Raw genomic sequence first — 19,891 nt, 5'->3', positions numbered from 1 at the left:
GAAAAACTTATTAGTAAAGCATCCTTTTACCGACTTTTCTGAACATAAAAATGTTGTTGGTTCTTACTTCTATTATTAGTATAGTCAATGAGTGTTTATTAAAACTTGATACGGATCAAGTTTATGAGAAATTCTGTAAAAAAGGGATAAAAAAACCTCTTTTTTTATCCCTTTTTGAAGTTTTAAGGTTTCTCTTAAGATAGCAGCTTTGAGCTAGAGCTGGACTTAGATCTATGCTAAGATAATAAACGAGCTGATTTTCCACTTTAACAGAAAGGGGTTTATTAAATGGACACCTCCTATTTTTCAAAGTTTTATAAAAAAACAAGACTAGAAAAAATTCAAGCTCTCTTGGATGCGAATATCCTTACTGAAGAAGATAAACAATTTTTAACACAAGCTCCTCTCTTATCTGATGAATTAGCTAATAGTATGGTAGAAAACCAATTGACACAATATGCTTTACCATTAGGTGTGGCGCTAAATTTAATGGTCGACGGTAAAGAATATGCTGTCCCAATGGTCACTGAAGAACCCTCTGTGATTGCAGCTGCTAGTTCTGCAGCTAAAACGATTGCTCAAGCAGGAGGTTTTGACACCACTAGCACAAAACGCCGGATGATCGGACAAGTGGCGTTAACAGCCGTTCCAGATACCACACACGCTCAAAAACAATTAAAGCTACATAAAAAAGACGTCCTTAACAAAGCCAATCAAGCTCATCCTTCTATTGTAAAGCGCGGCGGCGGAGCAGATGAATTGATGGTTCGCTTCATTGAAGCAACTGAAAAATCTCCTGAATTTTTAGTCGTTCATGTCTATATCGATGTGCAAGAAGCGATGGGAGCCAATATTGTCAATACCATGATGGAAGCTATTGCTCCTTATCTAGAAATGCTGACTGGAGGAAAAGTCTTAATGGGCATTCTGTCAAATTACGCTACAGAATGTTTAGCAACGGCTGCTTGCCGGATTCCGGTCGACTTATTAAAGCGTGAGGGTTTGTCAGGTGAAACCGTCCGAGATCGGTTGATTGAAGCTGCACAATTTGCCTATGCGGATCCTTACCGAGCTGTGACTCATAATAAAGGCATTATGAACGGTATTGATGCAGTCGTTTTAGCAAGCGGCAATGATTGGCGAGCAATTGAAGCGGGCGCTCATGCTTACGCTGCTAGATCTGGACAATACCGGGCTCTTTCCAATTGGGAAAAAGCAGACAATGGAGATTTACTTGGAAGTTTGACTTTGCCTATGCCAATCGGGTTTGTGGGTGGTTCAATCACCATTCACCCTACTGCTCAATTTAGTCAGCGATTATTAAGCGTTAAAAATGCTAAAGAATTAGAATCAGTAATTGTTTCTGTCGGGCTGGGACAAAATTTTGCGGCGCTTAAAGCTTTGGTAACGGAAGGCATTCAAAAAGGACATATGGGATTACAGGCTAAATCTTTAGCAATCAGCGCTGGAGCAACGGATCAATGGATTGAGCTAGTTGCAGATGAGTTAAAAAAAGCTCCTCATATGAATTTGGAAACGGCTAAAACATTATTAAATAAAATAAAAAATAAGTAGTAATTTATTAAACTAGTTTACTTTAAGGCTGTTTAGAGAAAAATGAGTGACACACAATAAGGAGAACAATTTATGGAAGCTTGGATTCAAGGAATTATGGAACAATTTGGTTATATCGGAGTCGCTTTTTTAATTATGATTGAAAATGTTTTTCCGCCTATCCCTTCAGAAGTTATTTTAACGTTCGGCGGTTTTATGACAACCAGCACGAGTTTAACGATCTTGGGAATGATTATTGCCTCTACTATTGGCGCGGTTATTGGAGCGGTTGTCCTTTACGGTATTGGATTATTGTTAGATGTTGAACGGTTAGAAAAAATCGTAGACCGCTGGGGACATATTTTACGGTTGACTAGGGAAGACATTCATAAAGCCGATAATTGGTTTGATAAGTATGGAATGTGGACTGTCTTCTTTTGTCGCTTCATTCCGCTGATCAGAAGCTTGATCTCCATTCCAGCAGGAATGTCCAATATGAACTTCGGTATTTTTCTTGCTTTGACAACTACCGGTACATTAATATGGAATACGATTTTAATTTATTTAGGCGCTGCTGTTGGCTCACAATGGGAAGTCATCGTCCATTATATGGATATCTATTCGCACATTGCTTATGCCATCATTGCCATTGCTGTTCTTGCTTTTATCATTTGGTTTTTTAAAAGGAAAAAAACAGAAAAAACAAACTAATAAAAAAACCTCTGTCCACTCTTAGATGAAACGATCTAATGATGAACAGAGGCTTTTTTGTTAAAGACTACCAGAGCGAATAATAGCGACTAAGAGCCATAATCCCAAGAACCCAGCAACCAAAAAACCAGCCATCCCGATAATCGAAAGTTGGGTGCCTTTGGTTGCCACAATGATAACTGTTGAAGCCAGGATCAGGGCAGAAATAATAAGTGCAAAAACTAGACGGTTGACCATCTTATTGATCCCTGTCCACTTTTCGTCCATATTGATTAAATCAATTTTGAACTTGCTGCGGCCGCTAATCAAACCGTCTAGAAAAGCCGACAATTGACTTGGCAACTTAGCAGAATGACTGACAAATTGATACGTTTGGAGTAAAGCTTCTTCTGTATCGATTAAGTCTCGTCCACTAAAGGTTCCGCTTGTTTTTAAATAACTTTTTGTGATTTTGATCAAATTCGCTTCTGGTGCTAAGTCTGTAATTGTTCCTTCCAGTATCGTCAGCGCCTTTACTAACGTGACTAAATCACTAGGCAAGGGTAAACGATGTCTGCTTGTTATTTCGAAAATATCTGTCAGCACACTTGCTATGCGGATATTGCTTAAATTAGTTGAAAAATAGGTGTCAAACACATAATTTAAGTCGTCATATAGTTCATTCCGATTGACTCGTCCTTTTTGGTCTCCCATTTGTAAAATCAAGCTGACTAATTGATTGATATCTTTTAAAACGATCGCTTTCAACAACTGATTCAAAACTTCTTTATTGGCGTTGGATAATTCCCCCATAATACCAAAATCGATGTAATAAATTTGTCCTTCTTTGATGATCATATTACCAGGATGCGGATCTCCATGAAAAAAACCATCATGAAAAACTTGAGACAAGTAAGAAAGTAAAAGCTTCTGACCAATATCCTTTAAATCATAGCCTTCTTGCAATAATTCAGTTGTATGAGTAATTTTCAGTCCATCGATATATTCTTGAACAATTATTCGCTTGGAACTAAACTCGGTAAATGCTTTTGGCGCATTGACGCAAGCAATATCTGCGTTCAATTCTTTAAATTTTACCATGTACTTCACTTCATTGCGAAAATCCAATTCTATTTTAGTCGTTTTACGTATTTCTTGAAATACCGAGACAGGATCTACCACTACTTCTTTTAGTATATTTTCGGCCTTGGAGACTATTTTGATAAATAAGTCGATATCTCTTAAAAAGTTTTCTTCTATTCCAGGCCGCTGAACTTTTAAAATTACTTCTTCGCCACTTAGTAATATTCCTTTGTGGACTTGCGCAATTGAAGCACTCGCAATTGGTTTTTCTTCTACTATTTCAAAAACCTCTTCTAACTCTTGGTCAAATTCCTCTTTAAAGATTTGTCGTACATCATGAAATGGAAAAGGAGGCGCAGCATCTTGTAACTTAGCTAATTCTTCAATATATGCTTTTGGCAGAATATCTCGCCTTGTAGAAATGATTTGTCCCATTTTAATGAAACTTGGTCCCAACTCTTCAAAAGCTTTACGCAAGTTTTGCGGATCTGCTTCCTTTTTTTGCGAATGGATCTTTGTGTTGTAAATATGACCAAAACCATAAGCAGCTAATACACTGATGATTTCTCTAAAGCGTTCGCTTTTCTTCACAAATGCCTCCCTCCTTTTCTTTTTCCTAATCCTTATCGATTGTTCAGTTTATCAATCTTTTCATTTAACTCTTCTACTTTTTGCTCTAATTTTTCAATTTCTTTTCGTTGCGTAGTTTCCATCGTGTCTACCAGTTCTCGGACCGCTTCTTTGCTCAACGTTTCTTCAGATCCATGTTCTTTTTTCTTGCGGATCAATTCTTGATTTAATAGCTTGCCTTGTTCAACTGTCAGCTTCCCCTTAACAACTAATTTATCCAGCATTTCTTCTGCTTTTTCATAGGTTAAGGTTGCACTGCCGATTCCAGCTAAAATCATTTTCTTTAAATCGTCCATTTCTTTCTCCTCCTTAGTCTGTTTGAAAATTAAGAGTTTTTACTTTAATGATAAGGGAGCCAGCTGCTTAATGAATACTTACAGTATAACATGAAAGCGCCACAACGACGTATTTGCTTCTTTTTGCTTTTGTTGCTGTTCGATTTATTTGCACCCTGATTCTGTCTATTAAAAAAAGTAAAAAGAAGCAGTCCAACAATCGACCGCTTCTTTTTACTTTTAGAACAAAGTTTGTTTACTCCATTATTTATTCGCTTCATCCGCATTTAAAACATATTCATAAGCGGTAATTTTACCTTCTACGTATTGGATTTCGAGTTCATTTTCAATATAATTGATAGAATTCCCTAAATCCTCTGTCCGTTTCGTAGTCAGGCGATCCAATTCTTTTTTCGATTCATTCAACAAACGTGTTACATCTGACTCTGTCATATAACTCATTATAAATTCCTCCTAGAAAGTAATTTTCTACTATTTAAGTATACCGTTCTCTATCTTACATGACAATTAAATAGGCTTCGGTGTTTGTGTCAAGTTTTTCTCGAGTGTCCTATTCCTTCACTAGTTTAGGCACTCTATTTTTGTACACCCATCAGCTACCGCACGGCTCCGCCGCTTGCTGGCCCATCTTTTGGAAGAACGTTCCTAAAACCAGGAACCTTCTCCCAAAAGACAGGAATTAACGAAAACTTTTAATTAATTGTCCTATTGCCGATGAACGAGAGGCATACAATGGAATGATCCCATTCTTTGCCCCGACTGACTGCCGTGTTTTCTCATGCAATAACGACGATAAACGAACCGTTTGGTTCAGCTTGCGTTGTTGTCTCGCACTTCTATTTTGTTGGTGAAGATAGGCTTCACGCAAGGTGTGATTGAACATCCCTTGTTTTACCTTTACCATAGCTTCGCAACCTTCTGCACTCCAATGCATTCCTCGCTTTTTCATGCGAAAAGAGATGTGTCGTTGATTCGATTCCATTGCGCCTAATCCTCTGGCGCCTTTCGGAGCCTGTTCTACTTTTTCGCGCCAATCGAAAATCCGATCCCAATTCCGTAAAACATAGGTTCTAAATGTATTCAGTTTTTCCACTGCTGCTGTTTCGTCTAACGTACTTTCATACGTATCCAGCCAAATAGTTAAATGATCTAAATCATGCGTCTTTAATGCTTGCTTGACCTGCTGTTTAAAAACGTTAGTTTTCACGCCAAATGCACAATTCAAGCCTTGGAAGACATGATAAGAGTCTAGCTGATTGAGAACGGGATAATTCGATTGAGAAAAAGCTTCTTGGAATCTATCTGCAGTATAGCCTTGTCCACCGTCACTATTGGTAATGACTTGGGCTTGTTGTAAGGCATAATGATTCGCTGTAAAGGCTTGAACCTCTGCCCAAAAACCAGCGGTTTTTTTAGTCGTCATAATGGCTTTAGGTTCCTTTAAGGAAACGCGTTTTCCGTTTTTATTCCAGCCTTCGTAAAGAATGGCATGACGAACTTCTAAGCTTTTTTTCTTTTCTGTTCCACGAACAAAAACGCCATCCGCTTCGGCATAGAAATAGTCCACTTTTTTCCCTTCTGGCAATTCAGCTGCTTCTTCTAGCTCCAATACGCTTTCTTCATCTTCACGTGCTTGTGCTGATCCAACACGTTTAAGAAGACTGCCAACTGTTTGGTGGCTGATCGTGACAGCCGTCCATTCATTTAGAATAGTTGCAGTATCTCGATAAGTAGCTTTACTCGCCAACTCAGCCACTTTTACTTCTACTAATGGACTATGACGCTGATATTTTCGAATGCCTAACCACTCATCTAGTGGATAATGATTCTGATCCGTGTGATCTACCATTAAGGTACGATAGTACCGAACGGGACCGAAACTAAATTGGACCGTTTTCCAATCTTCTCGTTTCACTTTCCAACCTTCAAGTTGTTTCTCCTCTTTGATCACCTGATTGATATGAGTGAAGACGTCTCCCACTAATTCAGAAAATACTTCATACATATAAACTTGTATGGCTTCTTCTGTCTCTATTAAATGGTTTGAATCCTTTATTATTTGGTAAACCTTTGATATAATCTTATTCATAAGAAGGCCTCTTTCATTTATGTATTTGCCGCTCAAGCATACATTTATGATAGAATGCCTTCTTTCTTTTTTCCAGTAAAATTATTAACTCTCGAGAACTATTTTACACATACGGCTTCGGTAATTTTTTTACCGTTCTTATTCTTTGTTTTTATCCTTTGATCGATCCAAGCATACCTGCAACGAAGCTTCTTTGCATAAACATAAATAAAATAAGTGTTGGAATAGTAGCAATAATAATGGCAACCATTTGCACACCATAATTTGCAACATACGATGAAGACGATAGTCCAGAAATCAGCAACGTCATTGTGTATTTATCTTCTGTCTGCAAGATGATCAACGGCAGTAAATAACTGTTCCAAGAAGTCATAAAAGCATAGATCGTCGCAGCTGCATAGGTAGATTTCATCATTGGGAATACAATTCTAAAAAAAATTGCATAACTGCCCGCTCCTTCGACTCTGCCAGAATCGATGATTTCATCAGGAAAAGATTTGAAACTCTGTCTAAAGAAAAAGATCAAAAAAAGATTGGAGACTGCGGGCAGAATAATGGCTATATGCTGATTGACCAAGTGGAATCCGGCCATCATTCTAAATAAGGGAATAACTAAAGCAGCAAAAGGAATCATCATAAAAAGTAAAAACAGGGCATAAATGATTTCACTTTTTTTTGTTTTAAATTTTTCAAAACCAAATGCTGCTAATGAGGTCACCAGTAAACTCAATACGACCGTCACAAAAGAAATTTTAAGGGAATTCCACATAATCAGCGAAACGTTGTAGCCATTAAATAAATCAGAGATGTTTTGGATCAGGTGTGTTCCAAACGTAATTTTCCCTTCAGCTATCTGGTTAGATGTATTGGTTGCTCCTGCAACCATCCAGTAAAAAGGAAAAATAGAAATAAACGAAAATACAATTAATAACAGATATCTTGCCGTATCCAACAATTTGGTTTTCATTTCTCTTCCTCCTCATCCTTATCCTAAAAACTTCTAAGGTCTATTGGTGACTTTTAATTGGATAATAGATAATATAGCTACAATTACAACAAGTGCCCATGACAATGTTGCTGAGTAACCAAAATTTGATGTGTAGACAAAAGAATGGTTATAGATCAATTGAGCAGCGGTTAATGTTTCATTTGAAGGACCGCCCCCCGTTAAATTGACAACTTCGTCAAATAACTGAATCGTTCCAATCGTCGAGGTAATCGTAGTAAAGACAATTACCGGTTTAAGTTGAGGAATAATAATTCGGAAAAATTTTTGAGCCGCGTTAGCGCCATCTATTGAAGCGGCTTCTAATGTATCTGCTGAAATGTTTTGGAGTCCCGCAAGATAAAAAATCATATTGTAGCCTGTCCAACGCCAACACAAAGCGAGAATCACTGTTACTTTTGCCCAAAACGGACTATTTAACCAATTAATGGGCATCTGAATGATTCCAACCGTCAAAAGAAAATTGTTTACGATCCCTCCAACTTGAAACATCATTTTAAATAAAACAGAATAAGAAACCAAGGAAGTGACACAAGGGAGAAAAAGTGCCAATCTAAAAAACGTTTTTCCTTTTAGCGTTGATGAATTTAGCATAAAGGCTAACAATAAGCCCAAGATCAACATAATCGGCACTTGAAAAATCAAGTACGTAAAATTATTCAAGAGTGCCTTCCAAAAGACAGTATCTTGAGCCATCCGAATATAGTTATGGAGCCCATTAAAAACAGAATTAAGGCCTTGCATGCTATGAAAAGAAATATAAATGGAATAAAAAATGGGATAAAGTAGAAAAGCACTGCCGAAAAGAACAGCAAATATAATAAATTTCCAAACTTCTCCTTTTCCTGATATCTTTTTCGGTTTCATTACTAACCTCCTCTATCCTTTGAGAATTATTTGATCATTCGTGTAGTTAAGAATCAAAATTTTATTCTCCGATTTGCATATTATAATAGTCTTCTGCTTGCTCCAACATTTCATCTAACGAAATTTTATCGTCAAAATAATCTTGCAACACTGATCTTAAAGCTTCCATGGCTATATTTGTGTTTACGCCATAGTCTACTCCAGGAATTTTTTCCATCCATTCTGAAAAATCTTTGTATATTTGTGCATCGTTAAAATAAGGGTCTTTGTATTGATAAGCTTCTCCTGTTTGAGAAGGAAGATAAGTTCCAACAGCACCATTATCAACTAAAATCTCTTGATAGAATTCATCATTACCAGCAAATTCGGTTTTAAGGAAATCAATGGCCGCTTCTTTATTAGGAGAGTCTTCTAAAACCATCCAACTTGAGCCGCCCAGATTAGAATAATGAGTGGCATTTTTTACTGTTTCCAGTTTTGGGATAGTCGTGTATGCCCATTTGCCTGCTTGGTCTTCTGCTGACTTGATCGTTGCTGAATACCAAACAGCTGAGACAACAGCTGCTACTTCTCCACTAGTAACGGCTCCAATACCTTCTGCTGCAAAGTAATCCACTGGTTTAGCCAAATTATTTTTTTCTATTTCTTTAAGAACTTCTGCCATTTCTCTGATAACAGGATTGTTTTTGAAATAGACTTTTCCTTCTTTATCAAAATACCAAACTCCTGCTGACTGCATAGCCATTTGCATATAATGCGTTCCTCTGTTGGGAATAAACGCTACAAACCATTTTCCGATTTTTTCTTTTACATCTTTTCCAATTTGAATAAACTCTGACCAAGTTAAATCTTTGAGATCATCAGGAGTATAGCCGGCTTCTTCAAGATAGTCTGTACGATAATATAAACCTGCAGATCCCGAATCAAATGGAACAGCGTAAACGCCTTTATCCTGAGAAACCGCATCGACTTTATATTCTGCAAATTGAGAAAAATCGATTTCATCTGATAAATCAGCAAACTTTCCTTCGTAATTGGTTAAAAAACTTTGAGTATCATAGTCTTCCACTAATACGATATCCGGCAGTCCTTCTGATACACCTGATGTAAACCCAGAAACCAGTTTCTGTTTAGTATCGTCGTTAGACATTTCAGAAATGGTCAACTTAAAATCTTCATGTCCGTCTTTTTTATAGTACTCTCCTGCTTTTTCCATAATTGGAATATTAAAATTTTTATCCCAAGCCCAAACCGTCAATGCAGTATCTTTTGAACTGTTGGATTGTTTTGAATCTGTTCCATCTGAACCCGTACATGCAACTAACAGCATCAAGCCTACTACACCATAAAGTAAAACAGCCAACTTTTTCATTTCTGTTCCCTCCATTTTCCATAGAATTAAAAAGCACTTCTTTTTATGTTTGCGTTTTCATTATCATATCATATTTTTATTTTTTTTTTATAAAAGAAGCTCTTTTTATCTGGTAAAAGCGATATACGAGAAAGGAGAAGAAGTAGTACACATAAGACCAGTATCAACGATATAGTATCAACGGTTCCTTTTTTGTCTCTCTGTTAACGTCTTTAAAATTGACAAAACCCTTGTAGTGTTATACTTTAAAAGAAGATAAACTTCCTAAAAAAAGAAGCGGTACTTTTCACTATCTGTATCACTCTTTGAAGTAGTTTAAGTACCTATTTAAGCCACTTAGGGTGTTTTCTAGAATTTGTTTTTTTTACTTTCATATTGTAAGGGGTTGCTTTTTTAGTGGGAGACTTTTATAGCATTAATCTCTTATATTAATATGCTATTTTCTAGGAGGTGCTGTTTTAAATAGTTATCATGCTCTTATATTTTTAACACAGTCGTTTAAATATAAAAAGGTTGGGGTGGGGAAAGATGAAAATAAAAAAACGTTTTTGGGCAACAATAGCTTTAACCGTTAGCTCCGTCTTCCTGCTTGCAGGTTGCGGCGGAAATAATGAAACAGCTAATGAAAAGTCAAGCACAAAATCAGGTGATGGTCCTGTAGAACTGGAATTTTGGAGTTTCTGGGGATCTGGTCCACGGAATGAAGCAGTTGAAAAAATTATTTCCGACTTCAATGAAAAACAAGATGATATCGTTGTGAAACATGTGTTTCAACCTTGGGGAGACATCTGGACCAAGTCTCTTGCCTCTGTAGCTGCCGGTAATCCGCCTGATGTCATCATCCAAGACATCAATTCTGTTAGACAACGGGCTGATGCGAATCAAGCCATTGATCTACAAGAGTACATCGATAAAGAAGATGAAGACATTAAAGGACGATTTTATCCACAATTATTAGACGCTGCAACGTTTGAAGATGATGTCTATGGACTGCCGTTTAATACAGATACACAAGTCCTTTTTTATAATAAAGACTTGTTTGAAAAAGCTGGATTAGATCCTGAAACACCGCCTGCTACTTGGGCTGACTTAGAAAAATATTCAGCTGCTTTAGAAGAAAAAGATGGCGACAAGTGGAAAACAATCGGGTTTTATCCTCTTTGGAGTACTGGACCAGATGTATGGGCTCTTAACGCTGATAACGGAGTAAGCTGGTTTGATGATAAAGATAATGTGAAAATCAACACTCCAGATAAAGTTGATTCACTTCAATGGATTTTAGACTGGCAAAAACACATTGGAAAAAGCACAGTAGATTCTTACGAAGCTGAATTCGGGGCAGGCATTGCTGATCCATTTGTATCCGAACTTGTTGCTATGAGAGGTCAAAATATTAACTATCTAGTCGAATTGAATGAGTTAGAGCACGATATCAATTTCGGCGTTGCCCTTTTACCAGAAAAAACAGAAGGTTCTGGCCATTACAGTTGGGGTGGAGGATTTACAGCAGAAATTCCTTATGGAGCTAAAAACCCAGATGCATCATGGGAATTCATTAAATACTTAACCAGCGATGAAGTTCAAGAATATTGGGGCTCAAAAGGCTTCGATATCATGGCAAATCAAGAAGCCAATGAAAGCTTAGCAACAAATCCTGAACTTGATGATAATGGACGTTTGATTTACGAAATGGCCAATAAGGCTCTTGAAACTACAGTAATCACACCTACTCCACTTTCTGCGCCTGATTACTTGCCATTAGTCAATACAGAGATCGATGCTGTTATGTTAGGTAAAAAATCACCGGAAGATGCTTTGAAAGATGCTCAAAGTTCTGTAGAAAAACTCGTCGAACAAAATAAATAAAAATTTTAACAAGCTTTGGTACTGGGCTTGAAGACCAGTTTTGCTATAAACTGGTCTTCAAGCCGGTTCAAGCTTTATTTCTTTAATCAGGATAAATATATATGATTACAATCTAAACGTCGTTTACTAAAATAAAAAAAGAAACGTGGTGATCACAATGCTGGCTAAAAAACAAAAAAAGACTAAAATGAAATGGACAAAATTAAAGAAACAAGAAGCTCTGTGGGGACTGCTCTTCGTCTCTCCTTTTATTATAGGATTTATTTCTTTTTTAATGGGTCCTATGCTTTTTTCTTTGTATGGAAGTTTTACAAACTATAATTTAACTTCTAAAATAGATTTTATTGGGTTGGACAACTATAAGCGGATGTTTACTCAAGATGGATTATTTTGGAAATCTCTTTATAATACAATTTATTACGTTATCTTTAGTGTTCCTCTGAATGCTGTTGGAGCTGTTCTAATGGCGGTATTGCTTAACCAAAAAATGCGTGGTATCAAATTTTTCAGAACCATATTCTATATGCCAGCTATTTTATCAGGAGTCGCTGTTTACGTATTATGGATGCAACTGCTAGCGCCTTCTACTGGATTAGTCAATACGCTTTTACATTTCATCGGCATTAATGGACCAGCTTGGCTATTTGATCCACAATGGACAAAACCAGCACTTATTATCATGAGCCTATGGAGCGTTGGGGGCTCGATGCTGCTTTTCCTAGCCACGCTGCAAAATGTCCCAAGTCAGCTTTACGAATCGGCAGAATTAGACGGTGCCAATATGATCAAACGTTTTTGGCATATTACATTACCGATGATCACGCCAATCATTTTCTTCAATGTCGTTACATCAATCATCGGTGCTTTCCAAATATTCCAAGAAGCGTATGTTATGACCGATAGTGGGTCAGGCGGACCAGCTAATTCCTTATTATTTTATAACTTGCATATGTGGAACAAAGCTTTTGTAGCTTTTGATATGGGATATGCTATGGCTATGTCTTGGGGATTGTTCCTGATTGTCTTTATACTAACATTGATTAATCTGAAACTTGCGCCTCTATGGGTACGATACGAAGGAGGTCAAACCTAATGGAAAAAACAGTTTATACAGCTGATGCTGATCCAACTGTAAAAAAGAATCACTTTAAAAGCAAAAAAAAATCAGAAAAAACGTTAAAACTGATTATCTTTATTTTATTAGTAAGTGTAAGCATCATTTTAATGGCTCCTATCGTTTGGATGGTATCCACTTCCTTAAAACCAATGTCAGAAATCGTTAAAATTCCTCCTACACTATTTCCTAGTAATGTACAATGGCAAAACTATGGTGAAACAATTCGAACTTTTCCCTTCATCCGTTATGCGTTAAATACGCTGTTCATTACTTTCTTTGTGGTTATCGGAAATGTTCTTTCTAACTCATTCATTGCTTACGGCTTTGCAAAAATTTCTTTTCCAGGCCGCAATATGTTGTTTTCACTGGTCTTAACGACAATGATGATTCCAGGTTTTGTTACCATGATTCCACAATATGTATTGTTTTCAAAAATCGGTTGGGTAGGAACTTATTTACCCTTGATTGTACCATCCTTTTTCGGAAATGCTTTCAGTATTTTCATCATGCGTCAGTTTTATATGTCAATTAGTAATGAGCTCGTTGAGGCTGCTAAGATAGACGGGGCCAGTCATTTGTACATTTGGAGTCATCTAATGATTCCACTGACTAAACCAGCAATTATTACTATTGCGATTGGTGCTTTCAATGGGGCATGGAATGACTTTTTAGGTCCTTTGCTTTATATTCATGAAGAGTCTATGTACACTTTACAAATTGGATTAAAAACATTCCAAAGCCAAGCATCTTCTCAATGGAACTACTTGATGGCAGGAGCAACACTTGTCTTATTGCCAACCGTTTTACTATTTTTCTTCGCACAACGTTACTTTATTGAAGGTATGGATTTAACTGCTGGTTCAAAAGGGTAAGCTACATACTTTTGCCAAAACAGATTTTTATGTTTTAGAATCAGTTTATCAGCAAAAAGAGGCTATTGAGAAAGAGAGGTCAGTTAATTTATGAATAAACGGTTTTTTTCAGAAGCTGTGATTGTTGGAACAGAATGGGCAGCTCGTTTAGCTCTAGTAAACCTTGTTTTTTTACTATTTTCTATTCCTATTTTCACCCTTCTTCCTTCTATTGTAGCTTTATTTGAAGTAGTACGGAAATGGGAAAAAGGCGATACAAAAATACCGGTTTTTCGGACTTTCCTTTCTTTCTTCCGTAAAAACTTTTGGAAAAGTTATCTTATCGGTTTGCCGCTGACCGCAGTAGGCATAATATTATTTATTGATATTCAGTCTCTCAGCGGTCAATCATCAGCCGGTTTTCTTGTCTTACGGTATGCCATCTACTCACTAGCCATCTTGTTTGCTTTACTGGTTTTATATAGTTTTCCTATTTTTGTTCAATATACGTTATCAATTCCACGCGTTTACTTTTTGGCATTGACTATTGGAGTTACCAAACCTTTAGTTACACTTTCTTTGTTACTTTCAATAGCTGTTATTATTGGAGCATTGTTGTTCTGGCCTGCTTTATTCTTTTTCTTTCCGTTTAGCCTGATTGCTTTGCTTGCTACTAAAACAGCAGCTCACTCTTTACAAAAGTTTCATTCAGATAAGCCGATCACTTCAGAGTAAGCCGTTGACATTACATTAAAAGACAAAAAAGAACAAGCATCTTTATGGATTCGTACTTTCCGTACATCTTCTTAAAGATACTTGTTCTTTTTTATTTTAACCCCTGCTTAGCTTAACTACTCCTCTAATTCTGTGACAATCGGTGATCCTTCTGCATCAAGTAGTACAGATAACCCTCCGCCATACCCGCTTCCTACATAAAGGTAATTAACGCCCGTTTTACGATCAACTAGCACCACTCGTTGTGTCATTTTTCCTTCTTTATACGTTACCACAAAGTGTTCTTCTTGCTGTTTACTCATATCATCACCCCTTTTTGTTTTAGTTCAACTGAAAAAAACTATTGTTTGTTCTCTTCTGCATTCTCTTCGATGCTTTTAATAGCTGCAACAATCGCTAATGCGGTTAAAGCATCTTTTTCCTGGTCTACATCCAATACGAACGCATCGCCCATAGAAATCAACTTTTTCTTAAATGAAGCAATTGTACTTAATCCTTTTTTTATATGAAAATCTTCTTTTTCTACATTTCCTGTGATTTTCCAATCTAATTTATCAATTGTATAATCTGATCCAATCAAATTTTTTCCTTTTTTAATAACTGCTATTTTTTCTCCCTGCTGATAAATCGTATATTTAGGGGCAAATCCAATTTTATTTTCTTCAATAGAAGCAGCTTCTTGCTGCTCTTTATCATAGATCATCACTTTATTTCCTAATGAAACCAGTTTGCTTTTAATTTCATATACAGTCTTACCTTTTTCATCTTGTACTGTTAGGGTATCTCGCAATGAAAAATGCTTTTCTTTGATTACTAACTTCATTTCAGCACCAGCTTTCCTTATAGTTAATTGCTTCTTTTAATTTAGTATAAAGGAATCGAAAAAAGAACACTACTTTAAGACTCATCGCTCTTGTTTCTTTGCCTCTTTCTTGCCTATTCAGTTAAGTCTTTTTTGAATACAAGCATATCTTTAGCTTGAATACCATCTTCTATAATCACTTCAGAGTAGTGCAGAAAAAAATCTTTTTTTATAGAGTCTAATCTAAACCCGGCTTTTTGATAAAAAGCAATATTAGAGATACTAGAATTAGCTGTGCCAACCAATAAAAAATGAAAACCTTTAGCAGCATATCTGTCTGTTGCTATCGCTAGCACTTGTTTGCCAAATCCATTGTTTTGGTGCTTCTGCAGGATCGCTATATTTTTCACTTCTACTGACTGCGGATCTGGAAAAGTAAATAGGACAACTCCAACGGTTTTTCCTTTCAGTTGGATAAGGTCTGCTTCACCTTCATTTAAATAAAGAGCGACCATTTCCTCACTTTCGTCAGCTATCAAGAAAAGTTCCAGGTATTTTTTTCGGTCGTTAATAGCCAGTTTTTTTAAAGTTATTTTTTGTTTCATTTACATTAATCTCTCACTTTCTATTTTGTTTCACTTACTTTATTTTTTCAACTGCTGCTTAATGTCCCAAACTACAAACAGTATCAATGAAACAATATTTTTCTGGTTTCCGCTCCAGACAGCTGTCTTCTTTAAACATTCAACCTTTTTAAAATGAATTCTTTCATGGCTTCCTTGCCTAAGCTTTAAAACTAATTTTAGTATAAATAATCTTTTCTTATTATTCGACTAAAATGGCTATCTACTAAAAAGATAAGCCTTCCGTAAAAATAAAACCTAAAAACCTTTTTAATTGTTTTCATTTTTTCATAGTTTATTTTTTATTTCTATTATTTTTTGTATATTTTGTGCTACTATAAATAAGGCGAATTTAACAGACGTTTTTGCATTCATTCTATTGTCTGTCTACATAAGTTATTCGCAAATTTATATATATGAAAAGGTGAAGAGTATGTGGTTTATTTTTACATTGGTCTCTATTTTCTCGTGGGGAGCAGCAGATTTATTTTATAAGAAAGGCTCAGACCCAAAAGACCCTTACAGTCATTTAAGAATCGTAATGATGGTTGGTCTAGTGATGGGAATCCATGCTTTTTGGACAATTTTATTTACCGATATTTCTTATGATCCAATGAATATCATTCGTTACTTACCGGTTTCCAGCATGTACATTCTTTCAATGACCATAGGGTATATTGGATTGCGTTACATTGAGCTTTCAGTTTCATCCCCTGTGATGAATTCATCAGGTGCTATTGCCTCTTTACTGACATTCATTTTTCTTGGACAAGTTATGTCAGGCTTACAATTTTTTGCCGTTGCTCTTATTTCTGTCGGCATCTTGTTGTTATCTATTTTAGAAAAAAGAGAAGCAGATCTAGATAGAATGAGACACAAAGAAAAAATTGATAGGAAATATCAAATTGGTGCGCTTGCTATTATTTTACCCATTTTATATGCTGTAATTGATGGTGTCGGAACTTTTTCAGATGCATTTATCTTAGATAAAGTCATGAGTGAAAATCAAGCCAATACCTCTTATGAACTGACATTTCTAATTTGTGCTATTTTATCTGGTATTTATCTTATCGGTATAAAAAAACAAAAGTTCAATCTTTTTGAAGAAAGAACAAAAGGCTATGCAGCTTTATTTGAAACGTTTGGTCAATTTTTCTACGTATACGCTATTGCAGGTAATGCGATCATCGTTACACCTTTGATTTCTTGTTATAGTATTGTTTCTGTTATTCTTTCTCGTATTTTCTTAAAAGAAAAATTAACTAGAACTCAGTATTTAGTCATTGCTGGTATTATGGTCGGAATTTTCATTTTAGGATTTGAATAATAAATAAGCGTGCCGCTTCTCTTCGAGAGAAGCGGCACGCTTTATTGTTTAAGCTGTTACTGTTTCTTTATTATTGTTTTCTGTATCCTGATTCTTTTTTTGAGAAAGTGTCATAAATAGCAGCAATAATCCGCTAAATACAATAAATACAATCACCAATACCATGATACTTTGCAAGTATAAGTTTTGACCCATTCCGCCAGAGATCGCTTCTCTTAGTCCGTAAATAGAATACGACATCGGTAAGAACGGATGAATGGCATTGAAGAAACCATTTGTCAATGGCATTGGGAATGTTCCACCTGAACCGCCTAATTGAACGATCAGCAATAACATCGCAATGAAACGGCCGACATTGTCTAGTGCAATCGTGAAGAACGAAACGATTGACATAAAGGTTAGAGCAGCTACTACAGCCATTAAGAAGAATTTTCCTACAGATTGAACATGTAGGCCAAGCAGCATTAAAATTCCGCCTTCGATCAATGCCATCAAGACAGCTGATAATAATGCAACTGACATTTTACTTCCCCACCATGCTGCGCCTGATTGACCAGCCAATGATTTTTTACGAACAGGATAAATTGTATTAAAGACGACTGCACCGATATACAAAGCCATTGACATGATATAAGGAGCCAAAGCTGCACCATAGTTAGGTACGTGACTGTATTCTTTATGTGTCAATTTGGTTGGGTTTGAAAACATTGTATAGGTTTCATCTGTCGGATCGATAGCATTAACTTCATCCGCACCATCTTGTAAACTAGTGGCTAGTGTATGAGTTCCATCTTTTAATGTGTCCAATCCTTCACCTAATGTTTGAGAACCGTCAGCTAATTGATTGGATCCGTCATTGATTTGATCTGCTCCATTAGCCAATTGAGCTGCACCATTCACTAAAGTTCCAGAGTTTTGTGTTAATTGATTGGTTCCTTTTACTAACTCAGACGATCCATTGTTTAATTGGTTCACACCGTCAATCAACGTTGGTAGTTTCCCAGCTATTTGATTGATTCCACCGCTTAGTTGTGCAGCTCCTGAATTCAATGCGCCAGAGTTATTTGTTAATTGGCCTGCACCATTTTGTAATGTGCTAACACCATTTGTGTAGTCAGTAATTCCAGATACTAAACCATTATCGCCTTTCAATCCACTTTGAATCGTTGCAAGTCCTTGGTTCAATTCAGTCATTCCTTGAATAACACCTTTATCGGAACCTTCGCCTGTTCTGTCTAAGGCATCTTGAATTCCTGATAAACCTTGTTGTAAACTACTGATTGCTTCAACAGCCCCAGGAACAGCTACATTTGATCCTGCTGCTAATTCAGCAACACTATCTTTCAATTTAGGTAATGTAGCAGCTAAACCTTTCATTTGTTTTGCTAAATCTGTCGCTGCCTTTCCTGCATTAGTTGCTTGGGTCCCGACTGCAGTAACATTCTCTCCGGTTGCGGCAGTTTGGTCTCCCGCTGCTACTACGCTTTGAGCTGCTGCTGTTGTTTTTTCAGCCATGTCTCCAAGTATATCTCCATTTGATTTTCCTTGTGCTTGCAGTTCTTTTTGCAAAGCACCCAATAATTCCGTTTGTTGAGTTTCATCTAAAGATTGAAATGCATTTGTACTTTGAATAGCACTAACCGTACTGGCTGCATTGGTTTGTGTTTTTTCACCTAGCGCTTTTACATCTGCTCCAATACCAGCTAAATTTGTACCAGCAGCTGTCAAATTATCTTTCATTCCAGTTAGATTTGTGCCAGCAGTAGTTAGATTTTCTTTCATACCTGCTAAGTTTGTTCCTACGTTAGTTAGGTTTGCTATTATCGAATCGGCATCGATTGCGCCATTTTCTCCGCTTAAAGCCTCGTTGAGCTCTTGGATTCCTGCGTTTAATTTAGGTAACCCGGTTTCTTCATTTAATAACGCTGTTAATTGCTCTTGCTTTTCTTGTGTTAAACTTTCACCTAGCGTATCTGACATTTGATTCAACCCAGCCAATAACTGATCACTGCCTGATTTGACTTGATCTACTCCGCCACTTAAACTTGCCACACCATTTTGAAGTTTAGCATTATTAGCAGTTAATTGTCCGGCTCCAGTTTCTAATTGGCTGACGCCTGCTGTATAAGCCGTCAAACCGCTAGCTAAGCTAGATGCCCCATTATCTAATTGTGTTACACCGTCTTTTAACGGTCCCACATTAGAAGCTAGTTGGCCAATACCTTCATTTAATTGAGCTGCTCCTGAACCAACTTGAGCTACACCATTAGTGTATTCTTTTAACCCAACATTTAACGTATCTGCACCATCGCTGAATGTTAAGGTACTGTCGGCTAACTTAGTTAAGTTTTTAGTGATTTCTTGATTTCCATCAGCTAATTTGTCTGTGCCTTCATCTAATTCTTCCGCACCGTCTGCTGCTTCTGTAAATCCTTCTCCGACTTCGCCGATTTGATCAAAGATAGCTTCCGTATAGGCTTTAGTAACATTTTGAGAAACTTCGGATTTGACTTCTTTCACGGCTGACTTACTGATCACTTCACCAATAAAGTTTAAAGAACCGTTTGTTTCATAGGTGATATTCATTTCCTTAGGATGATCATCCATTAATGTCGCTGCATTTTCTGAAAAATTCCTTGGTACAGTCATCACCATATAATATTTACGGTCTTTCAAGCCTTTTTTAGCTTCGCTTGGCGAAACAAAGTGCCAATCTAAAGCATCATTGGTTTTTAGATTTTCAACCATTTCGTTCCCAACATCTAGTTTCTTTCCTTCATAATCGACCGCCACATCCTCGTTTACAACAGCAACAGATAATTTATCTGTATTGCCGTAAGGATCCCAGTTTGATTTTAAAAAGAAAGCTGCATATAAAATTGGGATAAATAAAATAACGATAGATGAGATCATCAACATTTTATTACTGACTATTTTTTTCCATTCTTCTTTTAACATTTCCATTAGTTCTATCTCACGCCTT

18 protein-coding genes are annotated in these 19,891 nt (G+C 36.6%); 7 read left to right on the top strand and 11 right to left on the bottom strand.

The window, feature by feature from the left end; translation table 11 throughout:
• Positions 1 to 288 precede the first annotated feature (288 nt).
• Together BR87_RS11230 and BR87_RS11225 are read left to right on the top strand one after the other, a co-directional pair.
• A complete protein-coding gene (locus BR87_RS11230; protein WP_035032234.1) occupies positions 289 to 1,575 on the top strand; it encodes a hydroxymethylglutaryl-CoA reductase, degradative in 1,287 nt (428 codons plus the stop codon).
• 72 nt (positions 1,576 to 1,647) lie between these two features.
• Positions 1,648 to 2,265 (top strand): DedA family protein, encoded by a 618-nt coding sequence (locus BR87_RS11225; protein WP_035032231.1) that lies wholly within the window; start codon positions 1,648 to 1,650, stop codon positions 2,263 to 2,265.
• Positions 2,266 to 2,325: 60 nt separating this feature from the next.
• Here the strand turns inward: BR87_RS11225 and BR87_RS11220 are convergent, their stop codons facing one another.
• From BR87_RS11220 to BR87_RS11190, 7 genes are all read right to left on the bottom strand, one after another.
• A complete protein-coding gene (locus BR87_RS11220; RefSeq protein WP_035032228.1) occupies positions 2,326 to 3,918 on the bottom strand; it encodes an ABC1 kinase family protein in 1,593 nt (530 codons plus the stop codon).
• A 32-nt stretch (positions 3,919 to 3,950) separates the two neighbouring features.
• Positions 3,951 to 4,253 (bottom strand): phasin family protein, encoded by a 303-nt coding sequence (locus BR87_RS11215; RefSeq protein ID WP_035032225.1) that lies wholly within the window; start codon positions 4,251 to 4,253, stop codon positions 3,951 to 3,953.
• 243 nt (positions 4,254 to 4,496) lie between these two features.
• Complete coding sequence (locus tag BR87_RS11210; protein WP_035033214.1) at positions 4,497 to 4,685, bottom strand: hypothetical protein; 189 nt, start codon at positions 4,683 to 4,685, stop codon at positions 4,497 to 4,499.
• Between the two features lie 247 nt (positions 4,686 to 4,932).
• Positions 4,933 to 6,342 carry an ISLre2 family transposase gene (locus tag BR87_RS11205; RefSeq protein WP_035032222.1) on the bottom strand — a complete coding sequence of 470 codons (1,410 nt, stop codon included), beginning with the start codon at positions 6,340 to 6,342 and terminating at the stop codon, positions 4,933 to 4,935.
• Between the two features lie 151 nt (positions 6,343 to 6,493).
• Complete coding sequence (locus BR87_RS11200; protein WP_035032219.1) at positions 6,494 to 7,309, bottom strand: carbohydrate ABC transporter permease; 816 nt, start codon at positions 7,307 to 7,309, stop codon at positions 6,494 to 6,496.
• Positions 7,310 to 7,342: 33 nt separating this feature from the next.
• Positions 7,343 to 8,215 (bottom strand): carbohydrate ABC transporter permease, encoded by an 873-nt coding sequence (locus BR87_RS11195; protein ID WP_035032216.1) that lies wholly within the window; start codon positions 8,213 to 8,215, stop codon positions 7,343 to 7,345.
• 61 nt (positions 8,216 to 8,276) lie between these two features.
• Positions 8,277 to 9,587, bottom strand: a complete 1,311-nt coding sequence (locus tag BR87_RS11190) for an ABC transporter substrate-binding protein (protein WP_035032213.1) — start codon at positions 9,585 to 9,587, stop codon at positions 8,277 to 8,279.
• A 528-nt stretch (positions 9,588 to 10,115) separates the two neighbouring features.
• Here BR87_RS11190 and BR87_RS11185 point away from each other — a divergent pair.
• From BR87_RS11185 to BR87_RS11170, 4 genes are all read left to right on the top strand, one after another.
• Positions 10,116 to 11,453 (top strand): ABC transporter substrate-binding protein, encoded by a 1,338-nt coding sequence (locus tag BR87_RS11185; RefSeq protein ID WP_051929849.1) that lies wholly within the window; start codon positions 10,116 to 10,118, stop codon positions 11,451 to 11,453.
• Between the two features lie 187 nt (positions 11,454 to 11,640).
• On the top strand, positions 11,641 to 12,546 hold the full coding sequence (locus tag BR87_RS11180; RefSeq protein WP_035033209.1) for a carbohydrate ABC transporter permease: 906 nt from the start codon (positions 11,641 to 11,643) through the stop codon (positions 12,544 to 12,546).
• Between the two features lie 131 nt (positions 12,547 to 12,677).
• The gene (locus BR87_RS11175) at positions 12,678 to 13,442 is read left to right on the top strand and encodes a carbohydrate ABC transporter permease (RefSeq protein ID WP_035033207.1); all 765 of its coding nucleotides are present in this window, start codon (positions 12,678 to 12,680) and stop codon (positions 13,440 to 13,442) included.
• A gap of 90 nt (positions 13,443 to 13,532) precedes the next feature.
• Positions 13,533 to 14,156, top strand: a complete 624-nt coding sequence (locus BR87_RS11170; RefSeq protein WP_035032211.1) for a YesL family protein — start codon at positions 13,533 to 13,535, stop codon at positions 14,154 to 14,156.
• Positions 14,157 to 14,272: 116 nt separating this feature from the next.
• Here BR87_RS11170 and BR87_RS11165 read toward each other — a convergent pair whose 3' ends face one another.
• The 3 genes from BR87_RS11165 to BR87_RS11155 form a co-directional block, all read right to left on the bottom strand.
• Positions 14,273 to 14,458: a DUF6440 family protein gene (locus tag BR87_RS11165; protein ID WP_035032208.1), complete on the bottom strand. Its 186-nt coding sequence runs from the start codon at positions 14,456 to 14,458 to the stop codon at positions 14,273 to 14,275.
• 38 nt (positions 14,459 to 14,496) lie between these two features.
• A complete protein-coding gene (locus tag BR87_RS11160; RefSeq protein ID WP_035032205.1) occupies positions 14,497 to 14,979 on the bottom strand; it encodes an LURP-one-related/scramblase family protein in 483 nt (160 codons plus the stop codon).
• 113 nt (positions 14,980 to 15,092) lie between these two features.
• Positions 15,093 to 15,563, bottom strand: coding sequence for a GNAT family N-acetyltransferase (locus tag BR87_RS11155; protein ID WP_035032203.1), 471 nt, complete (start codon positions 15,561 to 15,563; stop codon positions 15,093 to 15,095).
• A gap of 451 nt (positions 15,564 to 16,014) precedes the next feature.
• Between BR87_RS11155 and BR87_RS11150 the strand changes: the two genes are divergently transcribed.
• Positions 16,015 to 16,908, top strand: a complete 894-nt coding sequence (locus BR87_RS11150; RefSeq protein ID WP_035032201.1) for a DMT family transporter — start codon at positions 16,015 to 16,017, stop codon at positions 16,906 to 16,908.
• A gap of 48 nt (positions 16,909 to 16,956) precedes the next feature.
• Here BR87_RS11150 and BR87_RS11145 read toward each other — a convergent pair whose 3' ends face one another.
• Positions 16,957 to 19,872, bottom strand: a complete 2,916-nt coding sequence (locus BR87_RS11145) for a YhgE/Pip domain-containing protein (protein WP_035032198.1) — start codon at positions 19,870 to 19,872, stop codon at positions 16,957 to 16,959.
• Between the last annotated feature and the right edge of the window lie 19 nt (positions 19,873 to 19,891).

This window comes from Carnobacterium mobile DSM 4848 (genome assembly GCF_000744825.1).
Taxonomy (GTDB): Bacteria; Bacillota; Bacilli; order Lactobacillales; family Carnobacteriaceae; genus Carnobacterium_A; species Carnobacterium_A mobile.
Note: the sequence above shows the minus strand (reverse complement) of the source record. Positions and strands in the feature narration are given on the sequence as shown.

Coding starts and splice junctions, on each gene's coding strand:
- BR87_RS11160 (WP_035032205.1), bottom strand. CDS start 14,979: ATGAAGTTAGTAATCAAAGAAAAGCATTTTTCATTGCGAGATACCCTA.
- BR87_RS11215 (WP_035032225.1), bottom strand. CDS start 4,253: ATGGACGATTTAAAGAAAATGATTTTAGCTGGAATCGGCAGTGCAACC.
- BR87_RS11210 (WP_035033214.1), bottom strand. CDS start 4,685: ATGACAGAGTCAGATGTAACACGTTTGTTGAATGAATCGAAAAAAGAA.
- BR87_RS11145 (WP_035032198.1), bottom strand. CDS start 19,872: ATGGAAATGTTAAAAGAAGAATGGAAAAAAATAGTCAGTAATAAAATG.
- BR87_RS11155 (WP_035032203.1), bottom strand. CDS start 15,563: ATGAAACAAAAAATAACTTTAAAAAAACTGGCTATTAACGACCGAAAA.
- BR87_RS11185 (WP_051929849.1), top strand. CDS start 10,116: ATGAAAATAAAAAAACGTTTTTGGGCAACAATAGCTTTAACCGTTAGC.
- BR87_RS11225 (WP_035032231.1), top strand. CDS start 1,648: ATGGAAGCTTGGATTCAAGGAATTATGGAACAATTTGGTTATATCGGA.
- BR87_RS11200 (WP_035032219.1), bottom strand. CDS start 7,309: ATGAAAACCAAATTGTTGGATACGGCAAGATATCTGTTATTAATTGTA.
- BR87_RS11165 (WP_035032208.1), bottom strand. CDS start 14,458: ATGAGTAAACAGCAAGAAGAACACTTTGTGGTAACGTATAAAGAAGGA.
- BR87_RS11150 (WP_035032201.1), top strand. CDS start 16,015: ATGTGGTTTATTTTTACATTGGTCTCTATTTTCTCGTGGGGAGCAGCA.
- BR87_RS11205 (WP_035032222.1), bottom strand. CDS start 6,342: ATGAATAAGATTATATCAAAGGTTTACCAAATAATAAAGGATTCAAAC.
- BR87_RS11180 (WP_035033209.1), top strand. CDS start 11,641: ATGAAATGGACAAAATTAAAGAAACAAGAAGCTCTGTGGGGACTGCTC.
- BR87_RS11170 (WP_035032211.1), top strand. CDS start 13,533: ATGAATAAACGGTTTTTTTCAGAAGCTGTGATTGTTGGAACAGAATGG.
- BR87_RS11195 (WP_035032216.1), bottom strand. CDS start 8,215: ATGAAACCGAAAAAGATATCAGGAAAAGGAGAAGTTTGGAAATTTATT.
- BR87_RS11230 (WP_035032234.1), top strand. CDS start 289: ATGGACACCTCCTATTTTTCAAAGTTTTATAAAAAAACAAGACTAGAA.
- BR87_RS11190 (WP_035032213.1), bottom strand. CDS start 9,587: ATGAAAAAGTTGGCTGTTTTACTTTATGGTGTAGTAGGCTTGATGCTG.
- BR87_RS11175 (WP_035033207.1), top strand. CDS start 12,678: ATGGCTCCTATCGTTTGGATGGTATCCACTTCCTTAAAACCAATGTCA.